We start from the raw sequence: 21,820 nt of genomic DNA, 5'->3' as shown, positions 1-21,820 counted from the left end.
GACATGGATATGGTCAGCCTGATAGGCACAATTCTCGGCTTCGTCGTGATCATCCTCGGCACGGTGCTGAAGGGGTCCACGGTGGCGGCATTGTGGAACCCCGCTGCGTTCGTGATCGTGTTTTTCGGCACCCTCGCGGCGCTGCTGGTGCAGAACCAGGGCAAGGTGCTGAAGCATGCGTTGAAGATGATGTCGATGGTGTACAAGCCGCCGCGGCATCAGCCCGGCGACCTGATCAGCCGCATCGTGGGCTGGAGCGAAATATCGCGGCGGCAGGGCCTGTTGGGGCTGGAGCCGCAGATCGAGGCCGAGTCCGACAGCTTCATCAGCAAGGGCCTGCAATTGCTCGTCGACGGTGGTGAGCCGGAGGCGATCCGCAGCGTGCTCGAGGTCGACCTGCAGACGCGCGAGGCCGTCGACCTGGCCGGTGCCAAGGTGTACGAGAACGCCGGCATCTATTCACCCACGCTGGGCATCATCGGCGCGGTGATGGGCCTGATGGCGGTGATGCAGAACCTGGCCGACCCCAGCAAGCTGGGCCACGGCATTGCTGCGGCGTTCGTGGCCACGATCTACGGCGTGGCGCTGGCCAACATGTTCATGCTGCCGATGTCCGCGCGGCTGAAGAGCCTGATCAACAAGCAGTCGCAGATGCGCGAAATCCTCATCGAAGGCCTGGTGTCCATCGCCCAGGGCGACAACCCGCGCCAGATCGAGGCGAGGTTGCAGGGTTACCTGCCGTGAGAAAGAAGCACCACGAGGAGCACATGAATCACGAGGCATGGGCGATTCCCTATGCCGACCTGATGACGTTGCTGCTGGCGTTCTTCGTGGTGATGTATGCCGTCTCGGTGGTCAACGAGGGCAAATACCGGGTCATGTCCGAGTCGATCGTGGAGGCGTTCAACGGCTCCAGTCACGTGATCGCGCCGATGCCCTCGACCAAGGTGCGCCCGCACAATATCCAGCCGGCCATCGCGGCGCCCGCCGGCCAGCCCGGCTCGTCGATCGTGCCGATCGCGGTTCCCATTCCGCCGCACCCGGTGCCGATGCACGGCGAGGGTCGCGGCGCGCATGCGGGCTTCAAGAAGGCCACCGCGCAGGAAAACCTGAAGGACATCGCCGAGCAGGTGCAGAAGGCGTTGCAGCCGTTGATCGACAAACAGCAGGTGGTGCTGCGTCGCACGGACGACTGGCTGGAAATCGAGATCCGCACCGACATCCTGTTTCCCAGCGGCGTGGCCGAACTCGCGCCCTCGGCCAGTGCGATCTTGCGCAGCCTGTCGGGGATCCTGGCACCGTTCGCCAACCCGCTGCGGGTGGAGGGCTATACCGACGACGTGCCCATCCGCACCATGCTTTATCCCTCCAACTGGGAGCTGTCGGCGGCGCGTGCCGCCACCGTCGCGCGGCTGTTTTCCGAGCACGGCGTCAACCCCGACCGGCTGGGCATCATCGGCTGGGGCGAGGTGCGTCCGGCGGCCGACAACAGCACGCCGGAGGGGCGCAACCTCAACCGGCGCGTGCTGGTGGTGGTCTTGAGCGATCGCAACGCGCCGAGCCGGTTCTACACCGATTCGTCCTCACCCGAAGCCGCCCACGTTGACGAGCCCAGCGTTGTCTTGGCCCCCTCCGCGATACCTGGCGAGCTGCCCACGGCACGCGTCACCGCCGCCAACGACACGACGCCGGCCGATGGCGAAGTTCCCGCGGCGCAGGCTGCTGGCCCTACACTGCGCCAGGTGGTGGTTTCGACCGCCGTCGAAATCCCGTCCGCCGGAGGTGCCGCAGACACGGCGGTGCCTGTGCCGACGGCGGCCGGAGTGCGGGTGCCCACGGCCAGCGCCGCCCCGATGGGCGGGGCGCCGCGGCGCAATCCACCGGCTGCACCTCTTCATTGATGGCGTCCCGCAACGCTGGAGTACACGCATGAATGCCGTTGCCACCACGTCCGAACCGAACTCCGGGCATTGGCTGTCGTTCCAGATCGGCAGCCAGCTGTACGCGGCGCCGCTGGTCGAGGTGAGCGAGGTGATCCGGGCTGGTGAATTGACGCCGGTGCCCGGTTCCGCCCCCGACCTGCTGGGTATCCGGCACCTGCGCGGACGCATCGTGCCGGTGCTCGACGGCCGCCTGCGGCTGGGCCTTCCCGCTTCGCCCGCCGCCGATCCGGCGCAAGTGCGCGTGGTGATGCTGTCGCACGGCAGTCATCAGGTCGGCCTGCGGGTGGATGAGGTGGGCGAGTTGCTGAACACCGACGGCACCGAGATCGCACCGCCGCCACCCGATCGCGCCAGCCGCCGTGATGACCCGGTCAGCGGCATCCTCAATTGGCAGGGCGGCTTCGTGGCCCTGCTCGACGTGCGCCGCCTGTGCCGACTCAGCGGGGAGAACGACGATGCTGCTTGAGATCGCCATCGTCGCATTGCTGTTGCTGGCGGTGATCCAGTGCGTGCTGCTGGTGCTGGCAAGGCGCGAGGCGCGCCAGCTGCAACAGCAACTGGAGCCCATGCGCCAGGACATTGCCACGCTGTCGCAACAACTGGGGCGCATCAACCACACCGACGTGCCCACCTCGATGCTGGTCACCGCGCTGGGCCGGATGGAGCGCCGCATGGGCCTGCTGGAACAGAAGCAGCCCGCGGCGCCACAAAGTACCGGCTCGTATGAGCTAGCCCAGCAACTGGCCCGGCAAGGCGCCGACGTCGATGAACTGGTCGCACGCTGCGGCGTCACCCACGCCGAAGCCCTGCTGATCCGGCAAATGCAGACCGCCGGTCACTGAGCCGAACCGCGTAGCCCTGATGTAGTGCGCACTCTGTGCGCGATGCTTTTGCTTTTGCTTTTGCTTTTGCTCTTGCGATTCCCGATTCCCGATTCCCGATTCCCGGATGAGCTATTCCTCGGCGGCGTCGTAGACCGCGGCGAGCACCGAAGCGGCGGACGCATAAAGCAGGGTGGGCACGTCATCGCGCATGCGCAAGGCGGCCAGCAGGGCCGCGATCTGCGGATCGTGGTGAACGGGCAGGCCCAGCATGCGGGCGCGGGCCAGCAGATTTTCCAGCGATTCGGGCGGCATCGCCTTGGTTTCGCTCGTGCTGTTGCCCAGGCGCAGGCTGACCTTGCGCTGTGGTGGCGGCAACGGCGTGTTCATGCGGTGGCCTGCAGCAGCAAGGCGCTGTGCCGACCGGGTGGTTGCGGCATGCCCACCTGGCAACTGAGCTGATCCAGCAGTACGCCGCAGGCGGCCAGCCGCTGCTTCAACGGCGTGAACTGGCGCTCCAGCTTCTGGGCGGTTTCCGCGTGCTCGGCCCACAGTCGTACCGACAGGCGCGGTTCGCGCAACTGCAGTTCGCCCTGCACCGGGCCCAGCGCCGGCAGGTCCAGCGCGAAGCCCAAGGTCCAGCCCTGGCTGCCTTCGGCCGCGTCGTTGACGAACTCCAATTGCACCTGCAGCACGTCGCGGCCGTCCTTGCCCTCCAGCGGAATCTCGATCATCCAGGCGGACAGCGCGCCGGCATCCAGTTGCGCCACTTCCACGCGTGCCAGCGCGGCCTTGACGTCGCCGTGCAGCCGGTTGATCAGCGGCTCGACATCGTTGTCGCCGGCAAGCAGCGGCAGCGGCAGCCTGGGTTGCGCCTGGACACCGCGTTGCAGCAGCGGCGGCGCCGTGTCGCTGCGGTTGGGCGCGGGCGGTGCGGCCGCGCGCTGGTCGAGCAGGCCGGCCAGGCGCAGCAAGGCACCTTTCCAGTCATCCTGGGCCAGCGCCGGATGGTTGCCCTGCGGTTGCGCCAGCCGCGATTCGAAGAACAGCCCGCTCTGGCTGATCGCCTCGCGCAGGCCTTCGCCGCGGGTGACGTCGGCCGGCGTGCGGACGGATTGTTCAAGCAAGGCCAGCGCCGTGCGCAAGGCCGGCGGCAACTGGCGCACGACGGGCCGCTGCGCCAGTGCGCCCAGCGTGGCCAGCAGCGGCGCGTAGCCATTCTGCTGTGGCAGCCGCTCGCGCAGCGCGCGCTGGACGGCGGGGTCGGCGGTCGGGTGGGAGGACAGGACTTCAAGCTGGGGCTGTGCCCCGAGGCTCAGTACCCGTACCTGGAATTGTGGCGGCAGCTGGCCGCTGGGCACATCCGCCTGCACGGTCGCCGCACCCACCTGCATCACCAGCAGCCCCTGCGGATCCACGCCCAGCGGCCGTGCCGACAGCACGGTGCCGATGCGCCAGCTTTGCGCGGTGGTACCGGCGGCGGCGCCGGCCCATGTGAGCGCGGCAAGGCTGGTGGGCTGGATGATCAAGAGAGGTCCTGGCAGTGGCGGACGGCGTTCGGATGGAGCCGTCTCGAAGGGAATCGGCCACCTCCGGGGAAACTTGAGCTCGGTTTATTGTGACGGAGCGCACTCATTGGCGCTCAAGCGATCGCCGCTACCGCCGATAAGCCAGACATCGATAAGGAAGAACGGGCGGTTCGACATGGCTGGCAAGCGGACAAAGCAGAACGAGCGGGGCAGCGCCGCCCATCCTGGCGTTCCCGAGGCGCCAGCGGTCGAGGTGGCCGGCGAGGCGCCGGAGCCGGTCGAGGCTGCTGCGCCGTTGACCCTGGCACTGCCGGCGGATTTCCGCATTGCGGCCCAGGCCGCGTTCAAGCAGCAACTGATCCACGCGCTGGATCACGACGCCATCGTGCTGGACGGCGCTGCAGTGGAGCGTGTGGATACCGCCGCGCTGCAGTTGCTGGTGGTGTTCCAGCGCGAGCTCGATGCACGCCAGCGCGCGCCCAGCTGGCAATCGGCCAGCACCGTCCTGACTGAAGCGGCCGAGGTGCTCGGCCTGACACAGACTTTGAAAATGCCAGCTCCCGAGCTGGCCTGAACCGAGGTAGCAGCATGGCAAAGATTCTCGCGGTAGACGATTCGGCTTCGATGCGCGGCATGGTGGCTTTCACCCTGCGTGGCGCCGGTCACGAAGTGGCCGAGGCCGAAAACGGCCAGCTGGCGCTGGACGTGGCGCGCGGCTCCAGTTTCGACCTGGTGCTGGCCGACGTGAACATGCCGGTGATGGACGGCATCGCGATGGTGCGCGAGCTGCGCGCGATGGACGCCTACAAGGGCGTGCCGATCCTGATGCTGACCACCGAATCGCATACCGAGAAGAAGATGGAAGGCAAGGCCGCCGGCGCCACCGGCTGGCTGGTCAAGCCGTTCGATCCGGAACAGCTGCTGGCCACCGTCAAGCGCGTGCTGGGCTGAAGCGATGAGTTCGGTCGACCTGACACAGTTCCACAAGACCTTTTTCGAGGAGAGTCTTGAAGGGCTCGACGCGATGGAAGCGGCGTTGCTGGCGCTGGATTCGGGCTCGACCGACGGCGAGCTGGTACACACCATTTTTCGTGCCGCCCATTCCATCAAGGGCGGCGCCGCCACGTTCGGTTTCACCGATGTGGCGGCCTTCACCCACGTGGCCGAATCGCTGCTGGAAGAAGTGCGCAGCGAGCGTCGCGGCGTCGATGGCGAGTTGATCGACCTGCTGCTGCGCTCGGTCGATTGCCTGCGCGGCATGCTGAGCCGCTCGCGCGGCGGCCAGCCCGTGGCCGATGCCGAGAGCGAAGCGCTGCGCGGCGAACTGGTGCGCCTGGTCAGTGGCGAGGCGGCGGTGGCGGTGGTTGCCGCGGCAGCGCCGAAGGCCGTGGTCGCCGGTTGGGACATCGATTTTTCCGCGCTGCCGCACCTGCTGCAGACCGGCAACGAACCGCTGCGCCTGTTCCGGGAGCTGCAGCAGCTCGGCCGGCTGGAAGTGCTGCGCGTTTTCCTGGTCGATGGCGCACCGGCGCAACTGGCCGATTTCGATCCCACGACGTGCTACCTCGGCTGGCAACTGCGCCTGCATGGCGACGTGGCCCGTGCCGATGTGGATGCGGTGTTCGACTGGCTCGACGGCGACTGCGTGCTGGCCATCAAGGCGCTGGAAGCGGCGCCCGTGGCGGTAGCCAATGATGCGGCACCCGTCGCGCCGGCAGCCGTTTCGGCTGCGCCGGCGGCGGGGGCGAAAGTCGCGGTTCGCGACACGGCGAGCGCATCCAGCGAAGGCAGCTCGATCCGCGTGGGCATCGACAAGGTCGATGCACTGATCAACATGATGGGTGAGCTGGTGATCACCCAGTCCATGCTCAGCGACATCGGCGAAAAGTTCGACATGTCGCAACTGGAGCGCCTGCGCGAAGGCCTGGTGCAACTGGAGCGCAACACGCGCGAGCTGCAGGAAAGCGTGATGCGCATCCGCATGCTGTCGATCGCGTCGGTATTCAACCGCTTCCCGCGGCTGGTGCGCGACCTGGAGCGCAAGCTCGGCAAGCAGGTGCGGCTGGAGCTGCACGGCGAAAACACCGAACTGGACAAGACGGTGCTGGAGAAGATCGGCGATCCATTGGTGCACCTGGTGCGCAACGCGATCGATCACGGCCTGGAATCGCCCGAGAAGCGCAGGGCCGCGGGCAAGTCCGAAACCGGCACCCTGAAACTCAATGCGTACCACGAAGGCGGCAACATCGTGGTGCAGATCAGCGACGATGGCGCCGGCCTCAACCATGCCGCTATCGTCGCCAAGGCGCAGCAGCGCGGCTTGGTGGCCGAAGGGCAGGATTTGAGCGATGCCGAGGTGGCCGAGCTGATTTTCCAGCCCGGCTTCTCCACCGCGGCGCAAGCCACCGATCTTTCCGGCCGCGGCGTCGGCATGGACGTGGTCCGCCGCAACGTGCGTGACCTGGGAGGTACCGTCGGCGTGCGCAGCGTCACGGGCAAGGGCAGCACCTTCACCATCGCCTTGCCGCTGACTCTGGCGATCATCGACGGCCTGGTCACCGCGGTGGGCGAGGAACGCTACATCGTGCCGCTGATCTCCATTGTCGAATCGCTGCGGTTGAAGGCCGACAAAGTGCGCAAGACCGCCGGTGGCGGCGAGGTGTTCCTGTTCCGCGACGAGTACCTGCCGATGATGCGGCTGTACAAGACCTTCGGCTGCGCCGATGCCGTCAGCAGCATCGAGAACGGCATCGTGGTGGTGGTGGAGGAGGAAGGCCGTCGCGTGGGCCTGCTGGTCGACGACCTGCTCGGCCAGCAACAGGCGGTGGTGAAGTCGCTGGAAGCGCATTACCAGCGCGTCGAGGGTATTTCCGGCGCCACCATTCTCAGCGATGGTTCGGTGGCCTTGATCGTGGACGTAAGTGGGGTCGTGCGGCTCGGTCAGAGCCAGGGGCAGCGCCGGAAAGCAGCGTGACATTCAACCGGCAGGGGTGAACGCACGGGAATGCCCGTCACGCCGCCGGAACCGTTTCCAGATACCCGGCGCCTCGGCGCCGATACCGTCAGCAGGTCGCGATGCGGCCGGCTGGCACCCTCCTTCCCGTTATTTTGCTGTTCCCGAGGCTCGTGTCATGTCGCTCCTGAAACGCTGGTCGTTCAACCGCCTGAGCCTCAATGCGCGGGTGGTGTTGGTGGTCGTGGTGGTGATCGCCGGATTGATCGGCCTCACCGTGATGAATGCCTTCGAGAGTCGCGCGCTGCAGATGAACGGCCTGCAGAACACGCTGCGCAGCGAGGTGCAGACGGCGATTGCGGTGGCAACCAACTTCCATGACCGGGCCGCCAAGGGCGAATTCAGCGTGGCGGAAGCGCAGCGCCTCGCGTTGGCCCAGATCCATCAGATGCGCTGGGACGACGGTGCGGGATACGTCTTCGCGTTCGACGCCAACTACGTCCTGACCCTGCATCCGGTATGGCTGGACAAGCTGGGCAAGAGCGTTCGCGACGAAACCGATCCGCACGGACATACGCTGTTCCAGTCGATGCATGACGCCGATCTGCGTGATGGCCACGGTGTAACCCGGTATGACTGGCTCAAGCCCAGCACCGGCAAAGTCGTTGGCAAGATCACCTACTCGCAGCTGTTCAAGCCGTGGGGCATGCACTTTGGTGCGGGCGCCTATTTCGACGACATCGACGCGCAGTTCCAGCATTCGCTGCTGGTGAACCTGGCCAAGGCGGGGCTGGTGGCACTGCTGGTGATCCTGCTGGTGTGGCTGTCGATGCGCAGCATCCGGCAGAGCATCGGTGGCGAGCCGGACTTCGCGGTGAAGATGGCTTCGCGCATCGCCGATGGCGACCTGGTCATCGACGATGAACAGACCTTCGCCAGCGGCAGCCTGCTCGACGCACTGGCGCGGATGCGCGCGCGCCTGACCGGCATCGTGGGTGAAGTGCAGCACGGTTCGCAGGCGGTCAGCACGGCGGCGCACCAGATTGCCAAGGGCAATGACGACCTCAGCCAGCGCACGCAGGAGCAGGCGTCGAGCCTGGAGGAAACCGCCGCCTCGATGGAGGAAATGACCTCCACCGTGAAGCAGAACGCGGAGAACGCCAGCCATGCCAGCCAGCTGGCCAGCGGTGCCCGCGACCAGGCCGAGCGCGGCGGTGAAGTGGCGGCGCGGGCAGTCGAGGCAATGGGCGAGATCAACGCCTCCAGCCGCAAGATCGCCGACATCGTGGGCCTGATCGACGAGATCGCGTTTCAGACCAACCTGCTGTCGCTGAACGCGGCGGTGGAAGCGGCGCGCGCCGGCGAGCAGGGCCGCGGCTTCGCCGTGGTCGCCAGCGAGGTGCGCAACCTGTCGCAGCGCAGCGCCGCGGCGGCGAAGGAGATCAAGGGCCTGATCAGCGAAAGCGTGCGCCGGGTGGAAGCGGGCAGCGTGCTGGTCGACGAGTCCGGCGCAGCGCTGACCGGCATCGTGGACAGCGTCAAGAAGGTTACCGACATCGTGGCCGAGATTGCCGCCGCCAGCCAGGAGCAATCCAGCGGCATCGACCAGGTCAACCGCGCCGTGATGCAGATGGACGAAGTCACCCAGCAGAACGCGGCGCTGGTGGAGGAAGCCTCCGCTGCCGCCCGCGCGATGCAGGAGCAGGCCAACGAGCTGCAGCGGCAGATGACGTTCTTCCGGCTGGGCGAGCCCGCCACGGCGGCCAGCGTGTCGGCCGCGCCGCGACCGCGTGCGGCGACGGCGCCTCGGCGCGCGGTTGCCGCCGCGACCCCGGTCCGCGCCGCGACCTCCACGGCCGGCGCGTGGACCGAGTTCTGAACGACCCGTTCTGATCCCTGGCGCCCGAGCAACACGGCGCGCCGCCGATATTCGGTGGGCCTGCATGCACGCCCACCCACATTTATGGAACTTGCATGATCCTCTCCACGATTACGGTGCGCCGTGCGCTGCCGGCGCTGGCGTTTGGTGCCGCCGCACTGCTCGCCCCGGCCGCATACGCCGGTGATTTCACGTTCGGCGGCAAGGTCTTTGCCGACATCAGCCAGCTCCAGCAGCGCAACTACGTGGCTCACACCGACAGCCGCGGCTGGGACGGCGACCTGAAGCGCCTCTACCTCGACGCGGACTACGCGTTCGACCCGGCCTGGTCGGCGCACGTCACCACCGACATCAACTGGCTGCGCGGCGAGCGTGACGCGGTCGTGTGGCTGAAACACGCGTACCTGCAGCGGCAGTGGAGCAACCACACACGCCTGCGGCTGGGCGTGGACGACATGCCGGTGCTGTCGCTCACCAGCCAGTGGTATGGCTACCGCTACATCGATTCCATCGCCACCTCGATGCAGAAGATCGACGACGCGGCCGACTGGGGCGTGCACCTGAAGGGTGAGCTGGCACCGCAGCTGGATTACGCCGTGGCCGTAGTCACCGGCGGCGGCTACAAGCGCCCCACCCACAACCACCGCGCCGATGTGGAAGCGGTGGTGACCTGGCATGCCAGCGCGCACACCATGCTGGCGCTGGGCGGCTATGACGGCCAGCTTGCCGCCAGCGACGACGCGCGGCCGCTGTACCACACCGCGCGCCGGCTCGACCTGCTGGCCGGCTATGCCGACGACACCTGGCGCCTGGGCATGCGCTACAGCTACGCCAGCAACTGGGCCAGCCTTTACAGCGTGGCCAGCGAACGCACCGGCAGCTGGTCGGCGTGGGCCAGCGTGCAGCTGGCACCGCAGTGGAGCGTCTTCGCCCGCTACGACAACGCCCAGCCCACGCGCCTGCGCGAGCCATCCCGGCGCGCCACATACGCCAATGCAGGTGTGCAGTGGCAGCCGGTAAAGCCGCTGCGGCTGGCGCTGGCGTACAAACGCAATGCACTGCGCCACGACGACGGCGAGCTGCACCGCAGCAACGAGATCGGCATCTGGAGCGAATTCTCGTTCTGATCCGCGCTCAAGTTCTCCATCGAAGCGCCGACAAACTCAAGGCAACGGGGCGTCTGCAGACGCCCGTCATCAGGTAGCAGGCCATGTACGAAAACAACCCGGACGCAGCAGATACCTTGCAGCAGCTCACCTTCAACCTTGCCGGCGAGGAGTACGGCGTCGACATCCTGACCGTGCGCGAGATCCGCGGCTGGTCGCGGGTGACGCGCATCCCGCAAACCCCCGACTACCTGTTGGGCGTGCTCAACCTGCGCGGCGCCATCGTGCCGATCATGGACCTGCGCCTGCGCTTCGGACTGGAGCGCGAAAGCTACGGCGACAACACCGTGATGATCATCGTGGCGGTGGATGAGCGGTTGTTCGGCATCGTGGTCGACGCGGTGTCCGACGTGGTCGATATCGATCCGGCCGCGATCAAGCCCGTGCCGGACATGGGCGTGGTGGTGGATACCCGCTACCTGAAAGGCCTGGCTACCCATGTCGAGCGCATGGTGATGCTGCTGGATGTGGAAAAACTGATGCGTCCTGAAGACGTCGAAACGCTGGACGCGGCCATGCCGGACGTCCGTGACGTCGAAGTTGCCGCCTGACCCCGGGGATAGAAAATGAAGCTAAAAACATTCATGGCACGGTTTACCAAGATGCCCACGCTGAGCGTCAAGACCCGTCTCATCGGCGTGCTCGCCCTGCTTGGCGCGATGCTGATTGGTGGCGCGGTCATCGGCCTCGGCGCCATGCAGATGCAGAACAATGGCACGCGCGAGATCTACGACGGCCAGATGGTGCCGGCCAACCTGGTGGCCACCATCACCCAGCGCTCGCTGATGTCGTACATCGCGCTGGGCGAGGCGGCGTCGCTGATGAGCCAGCCCGACCAGATGAAGCAGAAGATCGACGACTTCACCAAGGCGCAGGCCGAGATCGCCGAGCTGAAGAAGAAGCTCGCCGCGCTGCCCAAGAGCCCGGAAATCGAGAAGCTGTACAAGGACTGGACCTCCACCGACGCCGACCTGGAGTCGAACAGCAAGGATCTGCTGGACGCGTTCGCCGAGAAGGACGAGGCGTCGCCCGACCTGCTCAACATGCAGGTGCGTCCGCTGATGCTGATGCGGCAATCCACGCTGGCCAAGATCATGCAGGCACAGCAGGCCACTGCGCTGAGCATCTACGACGGACAGGTGAGCCGCTACCAAACGGTGCGGGCCTTTACGCTTGCCGCGCTTGCCGGTGGCTTGCTGTTGGCGTTGATCGTCGCGGTACTGCTGATCCGCTCCATCACCGGCACGCTGCAACGGGCGGTGGAAGTGGCGCATGCCATCGCCGACGGTAACCTCGGCCATGAGATCGAGGTGGGCCGCAACGACGAACTGGGCAAGCTGTTGAATGCGTTCCGCACCATGGACGATCGCCTCAGCGCGATCGTGGGTGAGGTGCGTCAGGGCTCCGAGGCCGTCAATACCGCCGCGCAGGAAATCGCCCGCGGCAACGACGACCTCAGCCAGCGCACCCAGGAGCAGGCGTCCAGCCTGGAAGAAACCGCCTCGTCGATGGAGGAAATGACCTCCACCGTGAAGCAGAACGCCGAGAACGCCAGCCACGCCAACCAGCTGGCCCGTGGTGCCCGCGAGCAGGCCGAGCGCGGTGGCGAAGTGGCCAGTCGCGCGATCGTGGCGATGGGCGAAATCAATGCCTCCAGCAACAAGATCGCCGACATCGTGGGCCTGATCCAGGAGATCGCCTTCCAGACCAACCTGCTGGCGCTGAACGCCGCAGTGGAAGCCGCGCGTGCCGGTGAGCAGGGCCGCGGCTTCGCCGTGGTTGCCACCGAGGTGCGCAGCCTGGCGCAGCGCAGCGCCGGCGCCGCCAAGGAGATCAAGGGGCTGATCGCTGACAGTGCCGAGAAGGTGCGCAGCGGCTCCGAGCTGGTCGACCAGTCCGGCAAGGCACTGGCCGAGATCGTGGACAGCGTGAAGAAGGTTACCGACATCGTGGCCGAGATCGCGGCGGCCAGCCAGGAGCAGTCGGCCGGCATCGACCAGGTCAACAACGCCGTCATGCAGATGGACGAGATGACCCAGCAGAACGCCGCGTTGGTGGAAGAGGCTTCCGCCGCCGCCCGTGCGATGCAGGAGCAGGCCGGCGAGCTGAGCCGCCAGGTCGGCTTCTTCCATCTGAGCGAGGACGGCGACGACGTGGACGCCGCGGCGGTACAGGCGCGCACGCAGAAAGTGGCGGTGGCCACCGAGGCCGTGTTCGCCGCCATGCGCAATGCGCCCGCATCGAAAACGTCGCCGGCAACCGCCGACGCCGGCGGTGCGAGCGGTGCCTGGAAGGAGTTCTGAGTGAGCGTTTTGTCCGCCCCGGCTAAGAGTGATCCGGCTGCGGCGGGCAGCAATGGTCCCGTGTTGCAAACCGCGGAGTTCGAGTTCCTGCGCCGTTTCGTGCTGGAGCACTGCGGCATCTCGCTGGGCGACCACAAGCATCAGTTGGTGCAAGGTCGCCTGCAGCGGCGGCTTCGCGCCCTTCGCCTGAGGGACTTTGCCGACTATTGCGATGTGTTGCGGCATGACCCGCAGAGCGAACTGGGTGAACTGGCCAGCGCCATCAGCACCAACGTCACCAGCTTTTTTCGCGAAGTGCATCACTACGAATTGCTGGAGAACGAGCTGCTGCCGGCGTGGGTGGCACACAAGCAGCGTGCCGGTGACCGTCTGCGCATCTGGTCGGCCGGGTGTTCCAGCGGCGAGGAGCCGTACGCGCTGGCGATGGTGCTGGCCGAGGCGCTCGCGCGCAACAACAGCACGCTGGACGCGAAGATCCTCGCCACCGACCTGTCGCCGCAGGCGCTGGCCACTGCCCGCAAGGGCGTCTATCCGCTGGACCGCCTCGGCGGCATCAGCACCGAGCGTTGCCGTCGCTGGTTGCTGCGTGGCACCGGCGATTACGAAGGCCTGGCCAGCGTGCATCCGCAATTGCGCGAGCTGGTGACGATCCAGCCGTTGAACCTGCTGCACGACTGGCCCATGAGCGGGCCGTTCGATGCCATTTTCTGCCGCAACGTGGTGATCTATTTCGATCAGCCCACCAAGCAGCGCCTGTTCCGCCGCTACGCCCAGTTATTGCCGGTGGGCGGCTATCTTTTTCTCGGTCATTCCGAATCGCTGCATGGCATCAACGACGATTTCGAACTGATTGGACGCACGGTCTACCGGAAGCGCGGATGAATATTTCGACCTTCGCGAAACCCTTGGCGCCGCAGCCGCGTGCGCTTCCCGGTTTCGAGCACCTGCGTCGTTACTGGGACCCGGTCAGCGCCTGCATGACGGTGAAGGTTCTGCCCGGCGAGCTGTATGTCAGCACCCAGGAAGAGCTGGTCACCACTGTGCTGGGTTCGTGCGTGTCGGCCTGCATCCACGACGCGCGCAGGGGTATCGGCGGCATGAATCATTTCATGCTGCCCGAGCCACTGGGCGAGCGCGATGGTTGGTCGTCCACCATCAGCCGCGCGGCGCGCTACGGCAGCGACGCGATGGAGCAACTGATCAACGGTGTCCTCAATGCCGGCGGCCAGCGCGTCGACCTGCAGGTGAAGATTTTCGGCGGTGGCCGCGTGCTGGCCCAGCTCAGCGACGTGGGGCAGCGCAACATCGAGTTCGTGCAGCGCTACATCGAGGTCGAGAAGCTCAATCTGTGCGCCTCCGACCTAGGCGACGTCTACCCCCGCCAGGTGCAGTTTTTTCCGCAGAGTGGGCGCGTGCGGGTACGCCAGTTGCGCCGCCGCGACGACGTGGCGCTGGTGGCCGACGAGCGCGGTTACCTCAAGCGTTTGGCAAATGATCCGATAAAGGGTGAGGTCGAGTTGTTCTAGCGACCGCGGCGGCAGGCACGCGGATTGACAGTGCTGTCGCATGCGACAGGGTTTGGATTACGGCAGGGTGATGGACAACATGGAAAGAGTGCGTGTTCTGGTGGTCGACGACTCCGCATTGGTGCGCAAGCTGATGTCGACCATGCTTGCCTGCGATCCGGCGATCGAGGTGGTCGGTACCGCCGCCGATCCGTTGATCGCGCGCGAGAAGATCAAGCAGCTCAATCCGCACGTGCTTACCCTGGACGTCGAGATGCCGCGCATGGACGGCCTCACCTTCCTGGAAAACCTGATGCGGCTGCGGCCGATGCCGGTGGTGATGGTGTCGTCGCTGACCGTCGAGGGCGCGGACGTGACCTTGCGTGCGCTGGAACTGGGCGCGGTGGATTTCTTCGCCAAGCCCGACAGCGACCTGGCCAGCCGCTTCGGTGAAAGCGCGCAGGAGATCTGCCACAAGGTGAAGATGGCCGCCATCACGCGGCCGCGCGCACGCACCGCGGTGCGCAAGCTGGATGTGCCGCCGCGCCTTTCGGCCGACGCCGTGCTGCCGCGCGCGCAGACCGCGGGCACCCGTGGCGGCAGCCCGCTGATCGCGGTGGGCGCGTCCACCGGCGGCACCGAAGCAGTGCGCGTGCTGCTGGAGGCGATGCCGCCGGATGCGCCGCCGATCCTGGTGACCCAGCACATCCCGGCGGCGTTCAGCGGCCCGTTCGCGGCGCGGATGGACCGCTGCTCGGCGATGCGCGTATGCGAAGCCCGCGACGGCCAGCCGATCCAGAGCGGCCATGTCTATATCGCGCCGGGCAGCCACCACCTGCTGGTGATGTGGGACGGCGCGCGCTACGTGTGCCGCCTGCACGATGGCCCGGCGGTGAACCGGCACAAGCCCAGCGTGGATGTGCTGTTCCGTTCGCTGGCGGCCAGCGCCGGTGCGGCCACGGTCGCGGTGCTGCTTACCGGCATGGGCGACGATGGCGCGCGCGGGCTGCTGGAATTGCATCAGGCTGGCGCCACCACCCTGGTGCAGGATGAAGAAAGCTCGGTCGTCTGGGGCATGCCCGGTTCGGCCTGGAAGCTCGGTGCGGCAAGCGAAATGCAGCCGCTGGACCATATTGCCGCGCGCCTGCTTGCGCTGACGCGCCAAACTCACACAAGCGCCACGAGCGCCTGACCTGCGGATCGTCACTCATGCTTTTCACTGCCCCCAGCGCCACCAAATATCCTGTCTACGGCGGGCTTGCCAGTGCGGCTGCATTGTTGCTTGCCCTGTTCGTGCGTGAAGCCTGGCTGGCGCCGCTGCTGATCGTGCTGCTCACCATCGTGTGGATCATCGAAAGCCGGACACGCAACGCCGAGCCGGTACCCGCGGCGGCACCCGGCAACATCGAGCCCGTGCGCGAGGCGCTGGAGGACATGCGCGGCGCGGTGGTGGACGAGCTGGGCCACGCCACCCGCGAGCTGCACCAGGGCCTGGACCTGCTGCGCGACGCCGTGCTCGAACTGGGTGGCGGCTTCGATGGCTTGTCCAACAAGACCACGTTGCAGCAGTCGCTGCTGAAACAGATCATCGGCGGGCAGGAGGGTGGTGTCTCGGTGCAGGACTTCGCGGCACGCACCGCCGATCTGCTGCAGCATTTCGTGGGCATGATCGTGCAGATGTCGCGCGAGAGCCTGCGTATCGTCTATCGCATAGACGGCATGGCGAAGGAAATGGACGCCGTGTTCGGCCTGCTGCGCAACGTCAACACCATTGCCGAAGAGACCAACCTGCTGGCGCTGAACGCCGCGATCGAGGCGGCACGCGCGGGCGAATCCGGCCGCGGTTTTGCGGTGGTTGCCGGCGAGATCCGCAACCTGGCCAGCAACTCCAACCAGTTCAACGAGCAGATCGGCAGCCACGTCGAGCGCGCGCGCACCGCGATGGAGCAACTGCGCGGGCTGGTGGGCACCATGGCCTCGCAGGATCTGAACGTGGCGCTGTCGGCCAAGGGCGGCATCGACGCGATGATGGCGCACGTCACCGAGAGCGACGCGCGCACCAGCGCCGTGGCCGACCAGGTCGTCGAAATCAGCCGTGGCCTGGGCAGTGACGTGTCCACCACCATCCGCTCGCTGCAGTTCGAGGACATCCTCAGCCAGCTGATCAACCAGACCCGCACGCGCCTGATGGAGCTGCAGGAAATCACCGCCGAGTGCACCCGCGACATCGAGGAGCTGGCCTGCGGGCCGGACGACGCCGACGCACTGCAGGCCCACGCGCAGCGCCTGCGTAACCGCCTGGCCATCCAGCGCGAGAAGGCCCGGCTGCGTTCGCGCGGGCCGGCCTTGCAAAGCTCGATGGACGCCGGCGAGATCGAGCTATTCTGAGGAACCCACCATGATCGTCCACCACGACAGCGACAACGATTGCCTCACCCTGCAACTGGGCGAGCGATTCGACTTCAGCATCCACCGTGAATTCCACGACGCCTGCCTGCGCGACGGTGTCGCCCGCAGCTACGTCATCGACTTCAGCGAAGTGAACAGCATGGACAGCTCCGCCCTGGGCATGCTGCTGCTGCTGCGCGAGCATGCCGGCGCGGACAAGGCCGACATCCGCATCGTCAACGCCGGCGCCGAACTGCGCGGCACCTTGCGCGTGGCCGGCTTCGACAAGCTGTTCGTGCTGCACTGAACCGACGCGGCCGGCGCTGCCGCAGCCTGCGGACGATGCCGGCAGTCGCGACTGATGACGGGCAGGCAAGAAAAAAGGCTCCTTTCGGAGCCTTTTTCGTTTTCATCGATGCGCCAGGGACTTACCAGATGCGCACGTCCGTGATCGTGGCGGTGAACGCGCTCATGCCGTCCTTGTAGCGAAACAGGCGGCCCACGTCGAAGTGGACCGTCTCGCCTGGCGCCACGTTGCCGGTGCCGGCCGGCCACACGTCCTTGCTTTGCAACACGGTGCCCTTGTCGTCCTTGATGTCGATGCGGATCTGCCCGGCGGCGGCTTCGGCGCAGTGGTTGACCAGATCGCCACGCAAGGTGACGCGCGTGGACGAGCCGACGCTTGCCAGGCCTGGCGTGAAATTCGTGATCGCAAAATCCTTGATCGTGCAGCCTGCATGCGCACCCACGGGCAGCAGCAACAGGAATGTGGCGGCAATGAGAGTTTTCATCGGTGAGCATCCATCCATACAAAGCCAAAACAAGTCGATATACCCATGATCGGCCATGCAGGAAGATTCTTTAGTCGCAACGATGGTGATGGACGGAGGCGCCGGTTGCCTGGCGATCGGGCACGGCAACGTGGCCCGGCGCGGGCGCCAGGCAAGCGAATCGGGCGCTACGCGCCCGCGGTGTTCGAGGGTGGCTGCGGGGTTTGCCGCGCCAGGGGAATGCCGCCACCTTCGTGACGGCACGCCCGTTGCCGCTTACCAGGTGCGCACGTTGACGATGCTGACGGTGTAGGTCTCCATGTCCGACTGGTAGCGAAACAGGCGACCGAGGTCGAACTTGGCCGTTTCGCCCGGGGCAATGTTGGAGGTGCCGGCCGGCCAGCCTTCCTTGCTCGCCAGCACCTTGCCGCTGGCGTCCTTCGCTTCGATACGGATCTGGGCGGCCGACGCGCTGGCGCAGTGATTGGCCAGCTCGCCAGCGAGGCGCAGGCGCATGGTGGAACCGGAGGCGGGGACCTGCGGCTTGAACTCGGTGATCGCGAAATCGGTGGGTGCGCAGGCGGCATGGGCGGCCAGCGGCGACAGCAACAGCAGGGCGGAAGCAAGCAGAAATTTCATGGGGACGGATCCATCTGTGAGGGGATGCCGATGTGGGCCGGCATACCCATGGCGGCACTCCGTCGAAAATCTTTAGCTTTTTTTGCTGGCCGCTTCGGTGGCCGGGGCGCCGTGCTCGATGAACCACAGGCCGGCGAACAGCTTGGGGTCGATCGAATAACCCTCGGCGGCGCGCGCGAACAGCCAGGCACCGGCGTCGCGCCGTGGTACTTCGTGGACGACGATGTTTTCCGTTTCGTCACCGCCGCCGAGGCCGACTTTCTCCAGCTCCCACGCGCGCACGAACGCGATCATCTCGGTACTCATGCCCGAGGACGACGGCCCGGTGTGGATGAACTCCACGCGCTGGCAGCGGTAGCCGGTTTCCTCTTCCAGCTCGCGCTGGGCGGCCAGCAGCGCGCCTTCGTCGGCCTGGTCCGGCAGGTCACCGACCAGGCCGGCGGGCATTTCGATGGTGTTCTGCAGGATCGATACCCGGTACTGCTCGACGAACAACACCTTGTCCTCCGGCGTCACCGCCAGGATGATCACCGCGCCGCCGGGGTTGTTGCGTTCGGCGTACTCCCAGCGGCCGCGCTTGCGCAGGCTGAGCCAGCGGCCTTCGTACAGGGTTTCCACCGGAGCATGCGCGTCGGCCGGCACGTTTTCAGCAGGGGTCATCGTTGTCGCCTGTCAAAGAGATACCCGCCATGGTGATACCGCACGGCGCGGGCAACAACCGTGACATCAGCGCAGCAAGGCGCGCAGGCGGCTGCGGGTGAAGGCGCCGAACCGCAGCTGTTCGCACAGCGCTTCCAGCACGGCGGGATCGGCCGGTTGCCGCTGCAGCGCTTCCGCCGTGGACACGCCCGGGGCGTCCAGCGCGATCCGCGTGAGCCGCCTGTAGGTGCGCGCGTTTTCCGCATGCTCGCGCAGCTTGCTGGCGCAGCTGGCGGCGCCGCGCAAGCGCAGGAAAGCCACCTCGTCGATGCGCTCGAGCAGGCTGTCGAGGCTGCCGAAATGGGTGAGCAGGGCCGCCGCCGTTTTCGCGCCCACGCCCGGCACGCCGGGGATGTTGTCGATCGCGTCGCCGCACAACGCCAGGTAGTCGGCAACCTGATGCGGATGCACGCCCAGCTTTTCGTGCACGCCGGTTGGCCCCCAGCGCAGGTTGCGCGCGTAGTCCCACTGTTCGTCGTGTTCGCCCAGCAACTGCCCGAAATCCTTGTCGGCCGACACGATGATGCTGCGCCAGCCCTGCATGCGCAGGTTCCAGGCGGTGCTGCCGATCAGGTCGTCGGCTTCGTAGGCATGGTCGATCATCATGCAGATACCGAGCGCCTCGGTCACTGCGCGGCATTGCACGAACTGGCGCTCCAGCGATGGCGGCGGCAGTTCGCGGTTGGCCTTGTAGGCAGGGTAGATCGCGTTGCGGAAGGAGCTGGTCAGCGAGGCGTCGAACGCCACCGCGATGTGGTCAGGCTGCGCCCGTTCCAGCAGTTCGCACAGGAAGCGGGTGAACCCGTGCACGGCGTTGATCGATTGCCCCTCGGCATCGAAAAATTCGTCCGGCATGGAATGCCAGGCGCGAAAGACATAGAGGCTGCCGTCCACCAGATGGACGGTGGACGGCATTACGCTGTCCATGTGCTGAGCAGGTTGTCCAGCGCGGGCCGTTCGCGATCGGCGATGTCCGCCTGCGGCGTGCCGATATGGACGAAACCGATCACCTGTTCGTTGTCGGCCAGGCCCAGGATGGCGGCGGCATCGCGGTCGTAGGCGGCCCAGCCGGTGAGCCACTGCGCGCCGAAACCCAGCGAATGGGCGCCCAGCAGCAGATTGTGCGCCACGCAGCCGGCGGACAGCTGCTGCTCGATGACGGGCACCTTGGCGTGCGTGTCAATACTCGCCACCACCACAATCACCAGCGGTGCAAAGAGGTAGCGGCGCCGATCCTTGTCCAGCTTGGCGTCGGAGATGTCCGGATGCTTGGCAAGCGACAGCGCCACCAGCTTCTCGCCGAATTGCAGCTTGGCCTCGCCCTGCAACCGGATCAGACGAAACGGCACCAGCTTGCCGTGATCGGGCACCCGCACGGCCGCCTCCAGCAGCGTGCGCAAGCTGGCCTCATCGGGGGCGGGCGCGCCCAGTTGCGGCGCGGGAACGGAGTGGCGTTGCTGCAGCAGGGTCAGTCCGGAAAGCATGGGGAACTCGATGATGCGGGAGCGCCCATGCTAGGAGTGGATGCGCTGGAAGCCAAGCAACGCCCGGTTATCGGTTCAACGTGAACGCGCCTGGCAGCAGTGCACCCACCGTGGTTTCCGATATGTCGCCGCGCAGGTTGGCCAGCAGCACCGGCATTTGCGCATCGCACAGTTCGACCATCACCTGGCGACAGGCGCCGCAGGGGCTGGCCACACCGTCGGTATCGGTGATCACGGCCAACGCGGCGAAGTCGCCGGGCTGGCAACCGGCCGCTACCGCGTTGAAAAGCGCGGTACGCTCGGCGCAGTTGCACAGGCCGTAGGCGGCATTTTCCACGTTGCAGCCCTGGAATGGACGGCCATCACGGGTAAGCAGCGCCGCGCCCACCTTGAATTTCGAATAGGGCGCGTAGGCTCGGTCGCGGGCTTCGCGCGCGAGGGCAAGCAGGTCTTCAGACGTTTCGCGGGGTAGCGACACCGGCTATATCCATGCGAACAGCGGGAGCGTCGGCGGCGGCAGGGACATCACATGCCAGGCAACGGCGCCCATGAGCACGCTAAGATAACCCAACTCTCCAGCAGGGAACGTCCGATGTCGATGACCGTAGCCGCCTTGTGTGAAACCGCCGCAGGGGAACGACGCGTGGCGATCACGCCGGAGATGGCCAAGAAATGGCGGGCCCGCGGTGTACGTATCCTGCTTCAGCATGATGCGGGGCGCGCCGCCGGCTTTCCCGATGCGGCCTATGCGGACGTGGAATTCGCCGACGCGGCCGCGGTGCTGGCGCAAGCGGATCTGCTCGCCTGCGTGTTGCCGCCTGACGATGCGGCGCTGGCGCAGTTGCGACCGGGCAGTGTGGTGGTGGGCCAGTTGCGCCCGCACGGGGCATCCGCGCGCATCGCGCAACTCGTCGACGCCAGGCTGACGTCCTTTTCGCTGGAGCTGCTGCCGCGAACCACGCGGGCGCAGGCGATGGACGTGCTCAGTTCACAGGCGGCGGTAGCGGGCTACCGGGCCATGCTGATCGCGGCCGAGGCCTCACCGAAGTTCTTTCCGATGCTGACGACTGCGGCCGGCACCATCCGGCCATCCAAAGTGCTGGTGATCGGTGCGGGCGTGGCGGGGCTGCAGGCGATCGCCACGGCGCGCCGGCTGGGTGCGCAAACGGAAGGCTACGATGTGCGCCCGGAAACCCGCGAGCAGGTGGAGTCGCTGGGCGCGAAATTCCTGGAGCTGGGCGTCAGCGCCGCGGGTAGCGGCGGTTACGCCCGCGAGTTGTCGGCCGAGGAACGCGCCGCGCAGCAACAGGCCCTGGCCGAGCACCTGAAATCCATCGACGTGATCGTGACCACCGCCGCGGTGCCGGGCCGACCGGCGCCGAAAATCCTCAGCGCGGCGATGGTCGAAGGCATGAAGCCGGGCGCGCTGATCGTGGATCTCGCCGCCGAAGGCGGCGGCAACTGCGAACTCACCCAGCCGGGCCAGCGGGTGGAGCATGCCGGCGTGGTGATTCTGGGGCCGTTGAATCTGCCGGCCGGCGCACCGCTGCACGCGTCGGAAATGTATGCGCGCAACGTCTTCAATTTTGGCGAACTGCTGCTGCACGACGGCGCGCTGGCACCGGATTTCAACGACGAACTGGTCGCCAAGAGCTGCGTCAGCCATGCGGGTGAGGTTCGTTTTACTGCTTGAGCGGAGTGCGCGTTTGTCGAGCTTGGCGCAAGAGCGCCCCCATCCGCC

General features: G+C 66.6%; 25 protein-coding genes. 17 read left to right on the top strand and 8 right to left on the bottom strand.

The features are described 5' to 3' along the window. Window positions 1–3: 3 nt before the first annotated feature. Genes UU9_RS02095 through UU9_RS02080 form a run of 4 tightly spaced genes read left to right on the top strand, consistent with a single transcriptional unit; the run spans window position 4 to window position 2,785 of the window. Window positions 4–744: a flagellar motor protein gene (locus UU9_RS02095; protein WP_007080060.1), complete on the top strand. Its 741-nt coding sequence runs from the start codon at window positions 4–6 to the stop codon at window positions 742–744. Next, window positions 741–1,901, top strand: a complete 1,161-nt coding sequence (motD, locus tag UU9_RS02090; protein WP_083838896.1) for a flagellar motor protein MotD — start codon at window positions 741–743, stop codon at window positions 1,899–1,901. The genes UU9_RS02095 and motD overlap by 4 nt, the downstream gene beginning before the upstream one ends. A 28-nt stretch (window positions 1,902–1,929) precedes the next feature. Further along, window positions 1,930–2,409: a chemotaxis protein CheW gene (locus tag UU9_RS02085; RefSeq protein ID WP_007080058.1), complete on the top strand. Its 480-nt coding sequence runs from the start codon at window positions 1,930–1,932 to the stop codon at window positions 2,407–2,409. Continuing rightward, window positions 2,399–2,785 carry a DUF2802 domain-containing protein gene (locus UU9_RS02080; RefSeq protein ID WP_007080057.1) on the top strand — a complete coding sequence of 129 codons (387 nt, stop codon included), beginning with the start codon at window positions 2,399–2,401 and terminating at the stop codon, window positions 2,783–2,785. The genes UU9_RS02085 and UU9_RS02080 overlap by 11 nt, the downstream gene beginning before the upstream one ends. A gap of 111 nt (window positions 2,786–2,896) precedes the next feature. On the opposite strand, the gene UU9_RS02075 is transcribed toward UU9_RS02080, so the two are convergent. Next, window positions 2,897–3,154, bottom strand: a complete 258-nt coding sequence (locus UU9_RS02075; protein ID WP_007080056.1) for a hypothetical protein — start codon at window positions 3,152–3,154, stop codon at window positions 2,897–2,899. Next, a complete protein-coding gene (fliK, locus tag UU9_RS02070; RefSeq protein WP_007080055.1) occupies window positions 3,151–4,293 on the bottom strand; it encodes a flagellar hook-length control protein FliK in 1,143 nt (380 codons plus the stop codon). The genes UU9_RS02075 and fliK overlap by 4 nt, the downstream gene beginning before the upstream one ends. Before the next feature lie 175 nt (window positions 4,294–4,468). Between fliK and UU9_RS02065 the strand changes: the two genes are divergently transcribed. The 12 genes from UU9_RS02065 (at window position 4,469) to UU9_RS02010 (ending at window position 16,794) form a co-directional block, all read left to right on the top strand. Beyond that, the gene (locus tag UU9_RS02065) at window positions 4,469–4,867 is read left to right on the top strand and encodes an STAS domain-containing protein (RefSeq protein ID WP_007080054.1); all 399 of its coding nucleotides are present in this window, start codon (window positions 4,469–4,471) and stop codon (window positions 4,865–4,867) included. A 14-nt stretch (window positions 4,868–4,881) separates the two neighbouring features. After that, a complete protein-coding gene (locus UU9_RS02060; RefSeq protein WP_007080053.1) occupies window positions 4,882–5,244 on the top strand; it encodes a response regulator in 363 nt (120 codons plus the stop codon). A 4-nt stretch (window positions 5,245–5,248) separates the two neighbouring features. Next, complete coding sequence (locus tag UU9_RS02055) at window positions 5,249–7,267, top strand: chemotaxis protein CheA (protein WP_007080052.1); 2,019 nt, start codon at window positions 5,249–5,251, stop codon at window positions 7,265–7,267. Between the two features lie 157 nt (window positions 7,268–7,424). Then, entirely contained in the window at window positions 7,425–9,125 is a 1,701-nt protein-coding gene (locus UU9_RS02050; RefSeq protein WP_007080051.1) for a methyl-accepting chemotaxis protein, read from the top strand. 95 nt (window positions 9,126–9,220) lie between these two features. Continuing rightward, entirely contained in the window at window positions 9,221–10,252 is a 1,032-nt protein-coding gene (locus UU9_RS02045; RefSeq protein WP_007080050.1) for a TonB-dependent receptor, read from the top strand. Between the two features lie 83 nt (window positions 10,253–10,335). Continuing rightward, on the top strand, window positions 10,336–10,842 hold the full coding sequence (locus tag UU9_RS02040) for a chemotaxis protein CheW (RefSeq protein WP_007080049.1): 507 nt from the start codon (window positions 10,336–10,338) through the stop codon (window positions 10,840–10,842). Between the two features lie 15 nt (window positions 10,843–10,857). Continuing rightward, window positions 10,858–12,594: a methyl-accepting chemotaxis protein gene (locus UU9_RS02035; protein WP_050982356.1), complete on the top strand. Its 1,737-nt coding sequence runs from the start codon at window positions 10,858–10,860 to the stop codon at window positions 12,592–12,594. A 60-nt stretch (window positions 12,595–12,654) separates the two neighbouring features. Further along, entirely contained in the window at window positions 12,655–13,476 is an 822-nt protein-coding gene (locus UU9_RS02030; protein ID WP_007080047.1) for a CheR family methyltransferase, read from the top strand. Then, window positions 13,473–14,120, top strand: coding sequence for a chemoreceptor glutamine deamidase CheD (gene cheD / locus UU9_RS02025; protein WP_007080046.1), 648 nt, complete (start codon window positions 13,473–13,475; stop codon window positions 14,118–14,120). Before UU9_RS02030 ends, cheD begins: the two co-directional genes overlap by 4 nt. A gap of 79 nt (window positions 14,121–14,199) precedes the next feature. Then, window positions 14,200–15,291, top strand: coding sequence for a protein-glutamate methylesterase/protein-glutamine glutaminase (locus UU9_RS02020; protein WP_083838898.1), 1,092 nt, complete (start codon window positions 14,200–14,202; stop codon window positions 15,289–15,291). 17 nt (window positions 15,292–15,308) lie between these two features. Further along, window positions 15,309–16,487: a methyl-accepting chemotaxis protein gene (locus tag UU9_RS02015; protein ID WP_007080044.1), complete on the top strand. Its 1,179-nt coding sequence runs from the start codon at window positions 15,309–15,311 to the stop codon at window positions 16,485–16,487. 10 nt (window positions 16,488–16,497) lie between these two features. Beyond that, window positions 16,498–16,794 carry an STAS domain-containing protein gene (locus UU9_RS02010; protein ID WP_007080043.1) on the top strand — a complete coding sequence of 99 codons (297 nt, stop codon included), beginning with the start codon at window positions 16,498–16,500 and terminating at the stop codon, window positions 16,792–16,794. Between the two features lie 121 nt (window positions 16,795–16,915). Here UU9_RS02010 and UU9_RS02005 read toward each other — a convergent pair whose 3' ends face one another. From UU9_RS02005 to cdd, 6 genes are all read right to left on the bottom strand, one after another. Further along, on the bottom strand, window positions 16,916–17,278 hold the full coding sequence (locus tag UU9_RS02005) for a hypothetical protein (RefSeq protein WP_007080042.1): 363 nt from the start codon (window positions 17,276–17,278) through the stop codon (window positions 16,916–16,918). A gap of 255 nt (window positions 17,279–17,533) precedes the next feature. Further along, window positions 17,534–17,896, bottom strand: coding sequence for a hypothetical protein (locus tag UU9_RS02000; protein ID WP_007080041.1), 363 nt, complete (start codon window positions 17,894–17,896; stop codon window positions 17,534–17,536). Window positions 17,897–17,968: 72 nt separating this feature from the next. After that, window positions 17,969–18,556, bottom strand: coding sequence for an NUDIX hydrolase (locus UU9_RS01995; protein WP_007080040.1), 588 nt, complete (start codon window positions 18,554–18,556; stop codon window positions 17,969–17,971). A gap of 66 nt (window positions 18,557–18,622) precedes the next feature. Beyond that, the gene (locus UU9_RS01990; RefSeq protein WP_007080039.1) at window positions 18,623–19,510 is read right to left on the bottom strand and encodes a 5'-3' exonuclease; all 888 of its coding nucleotides are present in this window, start codon (window positions 19,508–19,510) and stop codon (window positions 18,623–18,625) included. Continuing rightward, window positions 19,510–20,079 (bottom strand): nitroreductase family protein, encoded by a 570-nt coding sequence (locus UU9_RS01985; protein ID WP_007080038.1) that lies wholly within the window; start codon window positions 20,077–20,079, stop codon window positions 19,510–19,512. Before UU9_RS01985 ends, UU9_RS01990 begins: the two co-directional genes overlap by 1 nt. A gap of 67 nt (window positions 20,080–20,146) precedes the next feature. Next, window positions 20,147–20,557, bottom strand: a complete 411-nt coding sequence (cdd, locus tag UU9_RS01980; protein ID WP_007080037.1) for a cytidine deaminase — start codon at window positions 20,555–20,557, stop codon at window positions 20,147–20,149. Between the two features lie 114 nt (window positions 20,558–20,671). On the opposite strand from cdd, the gene UU9_RS01975 reads away from it, so the two are divergent. After that, complete coding sequence (locus UU9_RS01975; protein WP_040670008.1) at window positions 20,672–21,772, top strand: NAD(P) transhydrogenase subunit alpha; 1,101 nt, start codon at window positions 20,672–20,674, stop codon at window positions 21,770–21,772. The last annotated feature ends 48 nt before the right edge of the window (window positions 21,773–21,820 follow it).

Source organism: Rhodanobacter fulvus Jip2, from assembly GCF_000264315.1.
GTDB classification, from domain to species: Bacteria; Pseudomonadota; Gammaproteobacteria; order Xanthomonadales; family Rhodanobacteraceae; genus Rhodanobacter; species Rhodanobacter fulvus.
This window is presented reverse-complemented; position numbering and strand designations above follow the sequence as displayed.

Coding starts and splice junctions, on each gene's coding strand:
- UU9_RS01985 (WP_007080038.1), bottom strand. CDS start 20,079: ATGCTTTCCGGACTGACCCTGCTGCAGCAACGCCACTCCGTTCCCGCG.
- UU9_RS02035 (WP_050982356.1), top strand. CDS start 10,858: ATGAAGCTAAAAACATTCATGGCACGGTTTACCAAGATGCCCACGCTG.
- UU9_RS02060 (WP_007080053.1), top strand. CDS start 4,882: ATGGCAAAGATTCTCGCGGTAGACGATTCGGCTTCGATGCGCGGCATG.
- UU9_RS02065 (WP_007080054.1), top strand. CDS start 4,469: ATGGCTGGCAAGCGGACAAAGCAGAACGAGCGGGGCAGCGCCGCCCAT.
- UU9_RS02085 (WP_007080058.1), top strand. CDS start 1,930: ATGAATGCCGTTGCCACCACGTCCGAACCGAACTCCGGGCATTGGCTG.
- UU9_RS02010 (WP_007080043.1), top strand. CDS start 16,498: ATGATCGTCCACCACGACAGCGACAACGATTGCCTCACCCTGCAACTG.
- cheD (WP_007080046.1), top strand. CDS start 13,473: ATGAATATTTCGACCTTCGCGAAACCCTTGGCGCCGCAGCCGCGTGCG.
- UU9_RS02020 (WP_083838898.1), top strand. CDS start 14,200: ATGGAAAGAGTGCGTGTTCTGGTGGTCGACGACTCCGCATTGGTGCGC.
- UU9_RS02045 (WP_007080050.1), top strand. CDS start 9,221: ATGATCCTCTCCACGATTACGGTGCGCCGTGCGCTGCCGGCGCTGGCG.
- UU9_RS02055 (WP_007080052.1), top strand. CDS start 5,249: ATGAGTTCGGTCGACCTGACACAGTTCCACAAGACCTTTTTCGAGGAG.
- UU9_RS02040 (WP_007080049.1), top strand. CDS start 10,336: ATGTACGAAAACAACCCGGACGCAGCAGATACCTTGCAGCAGCTCACC.
- UU9_RS02005 (WP_007080042.1), bottom strand. CDS start 17,278: ATGAAAACTCTCATTGCCGCCACATTCCTGTTGCTGCTGCCCGTGGGT.
- UU9_RS02000 (WP_007080041.1), bottom strand. CDS start 17,896: ATGAAATTTCTGCTTGCTTCCGCCCTGCTGTTGCTGTCGCCGCTGGCC.
- UU9_RS02080 (WP_007080057.1), top strand. CDS start 2,399: ATGCTGCTTGAGATCGCCATCGTCGCATTGCTGTTGCTGGCGGTGATC.
- UU9_RS01995 (WP_007080040.1), bottom strand. CDS start 18,556: ATGACCCCTGCTGAAAACGTGCCGGCCGACGCGCATGCTCCGGTGGAA.
- UU9_RS01975 (WP_040670008.1), top strand. CDS start 20,672: ATGTCGATGACCGTAGCCGCCTTGTGTGAAACCGCCGCAGGGGAACGA.
- UU9_RS02095 (WP_007080060.1), top strand. CDS start 4: ATGGATATGGTCAGCCTGATAGGCACAATTCTCGGCTTCGTCGTGATC.
- UU9_RS01990 (WP_007080039.1), bottom strand. CDS start 19,510: ATGCCGTCCACCGTCCATCTGGTGGACGGCAGCCTCTATGTCTTTCGC.
- UU9_RS02050 (WP_007080051.1), top strand. CDS start 7,425: ATGTCGCTCCTGAAACGCTGGTCGTTCAACCGCCTGAGCCTCAATGCG.
- UU9_RS02075 (WP_007080056.1), bottom strand. CDS start 3,154: ATGAACACGCCGTTGCCGCCACCACAGCGCAAGGTCAGCCTGCGCCTG.
- UU9_RS02015 (WP_007080044.1), top strand. CDS start 15,309: ATGCTTTTCACTGCCCCCAGCGCCACCAAATATCCTGTCTACGGCGGG.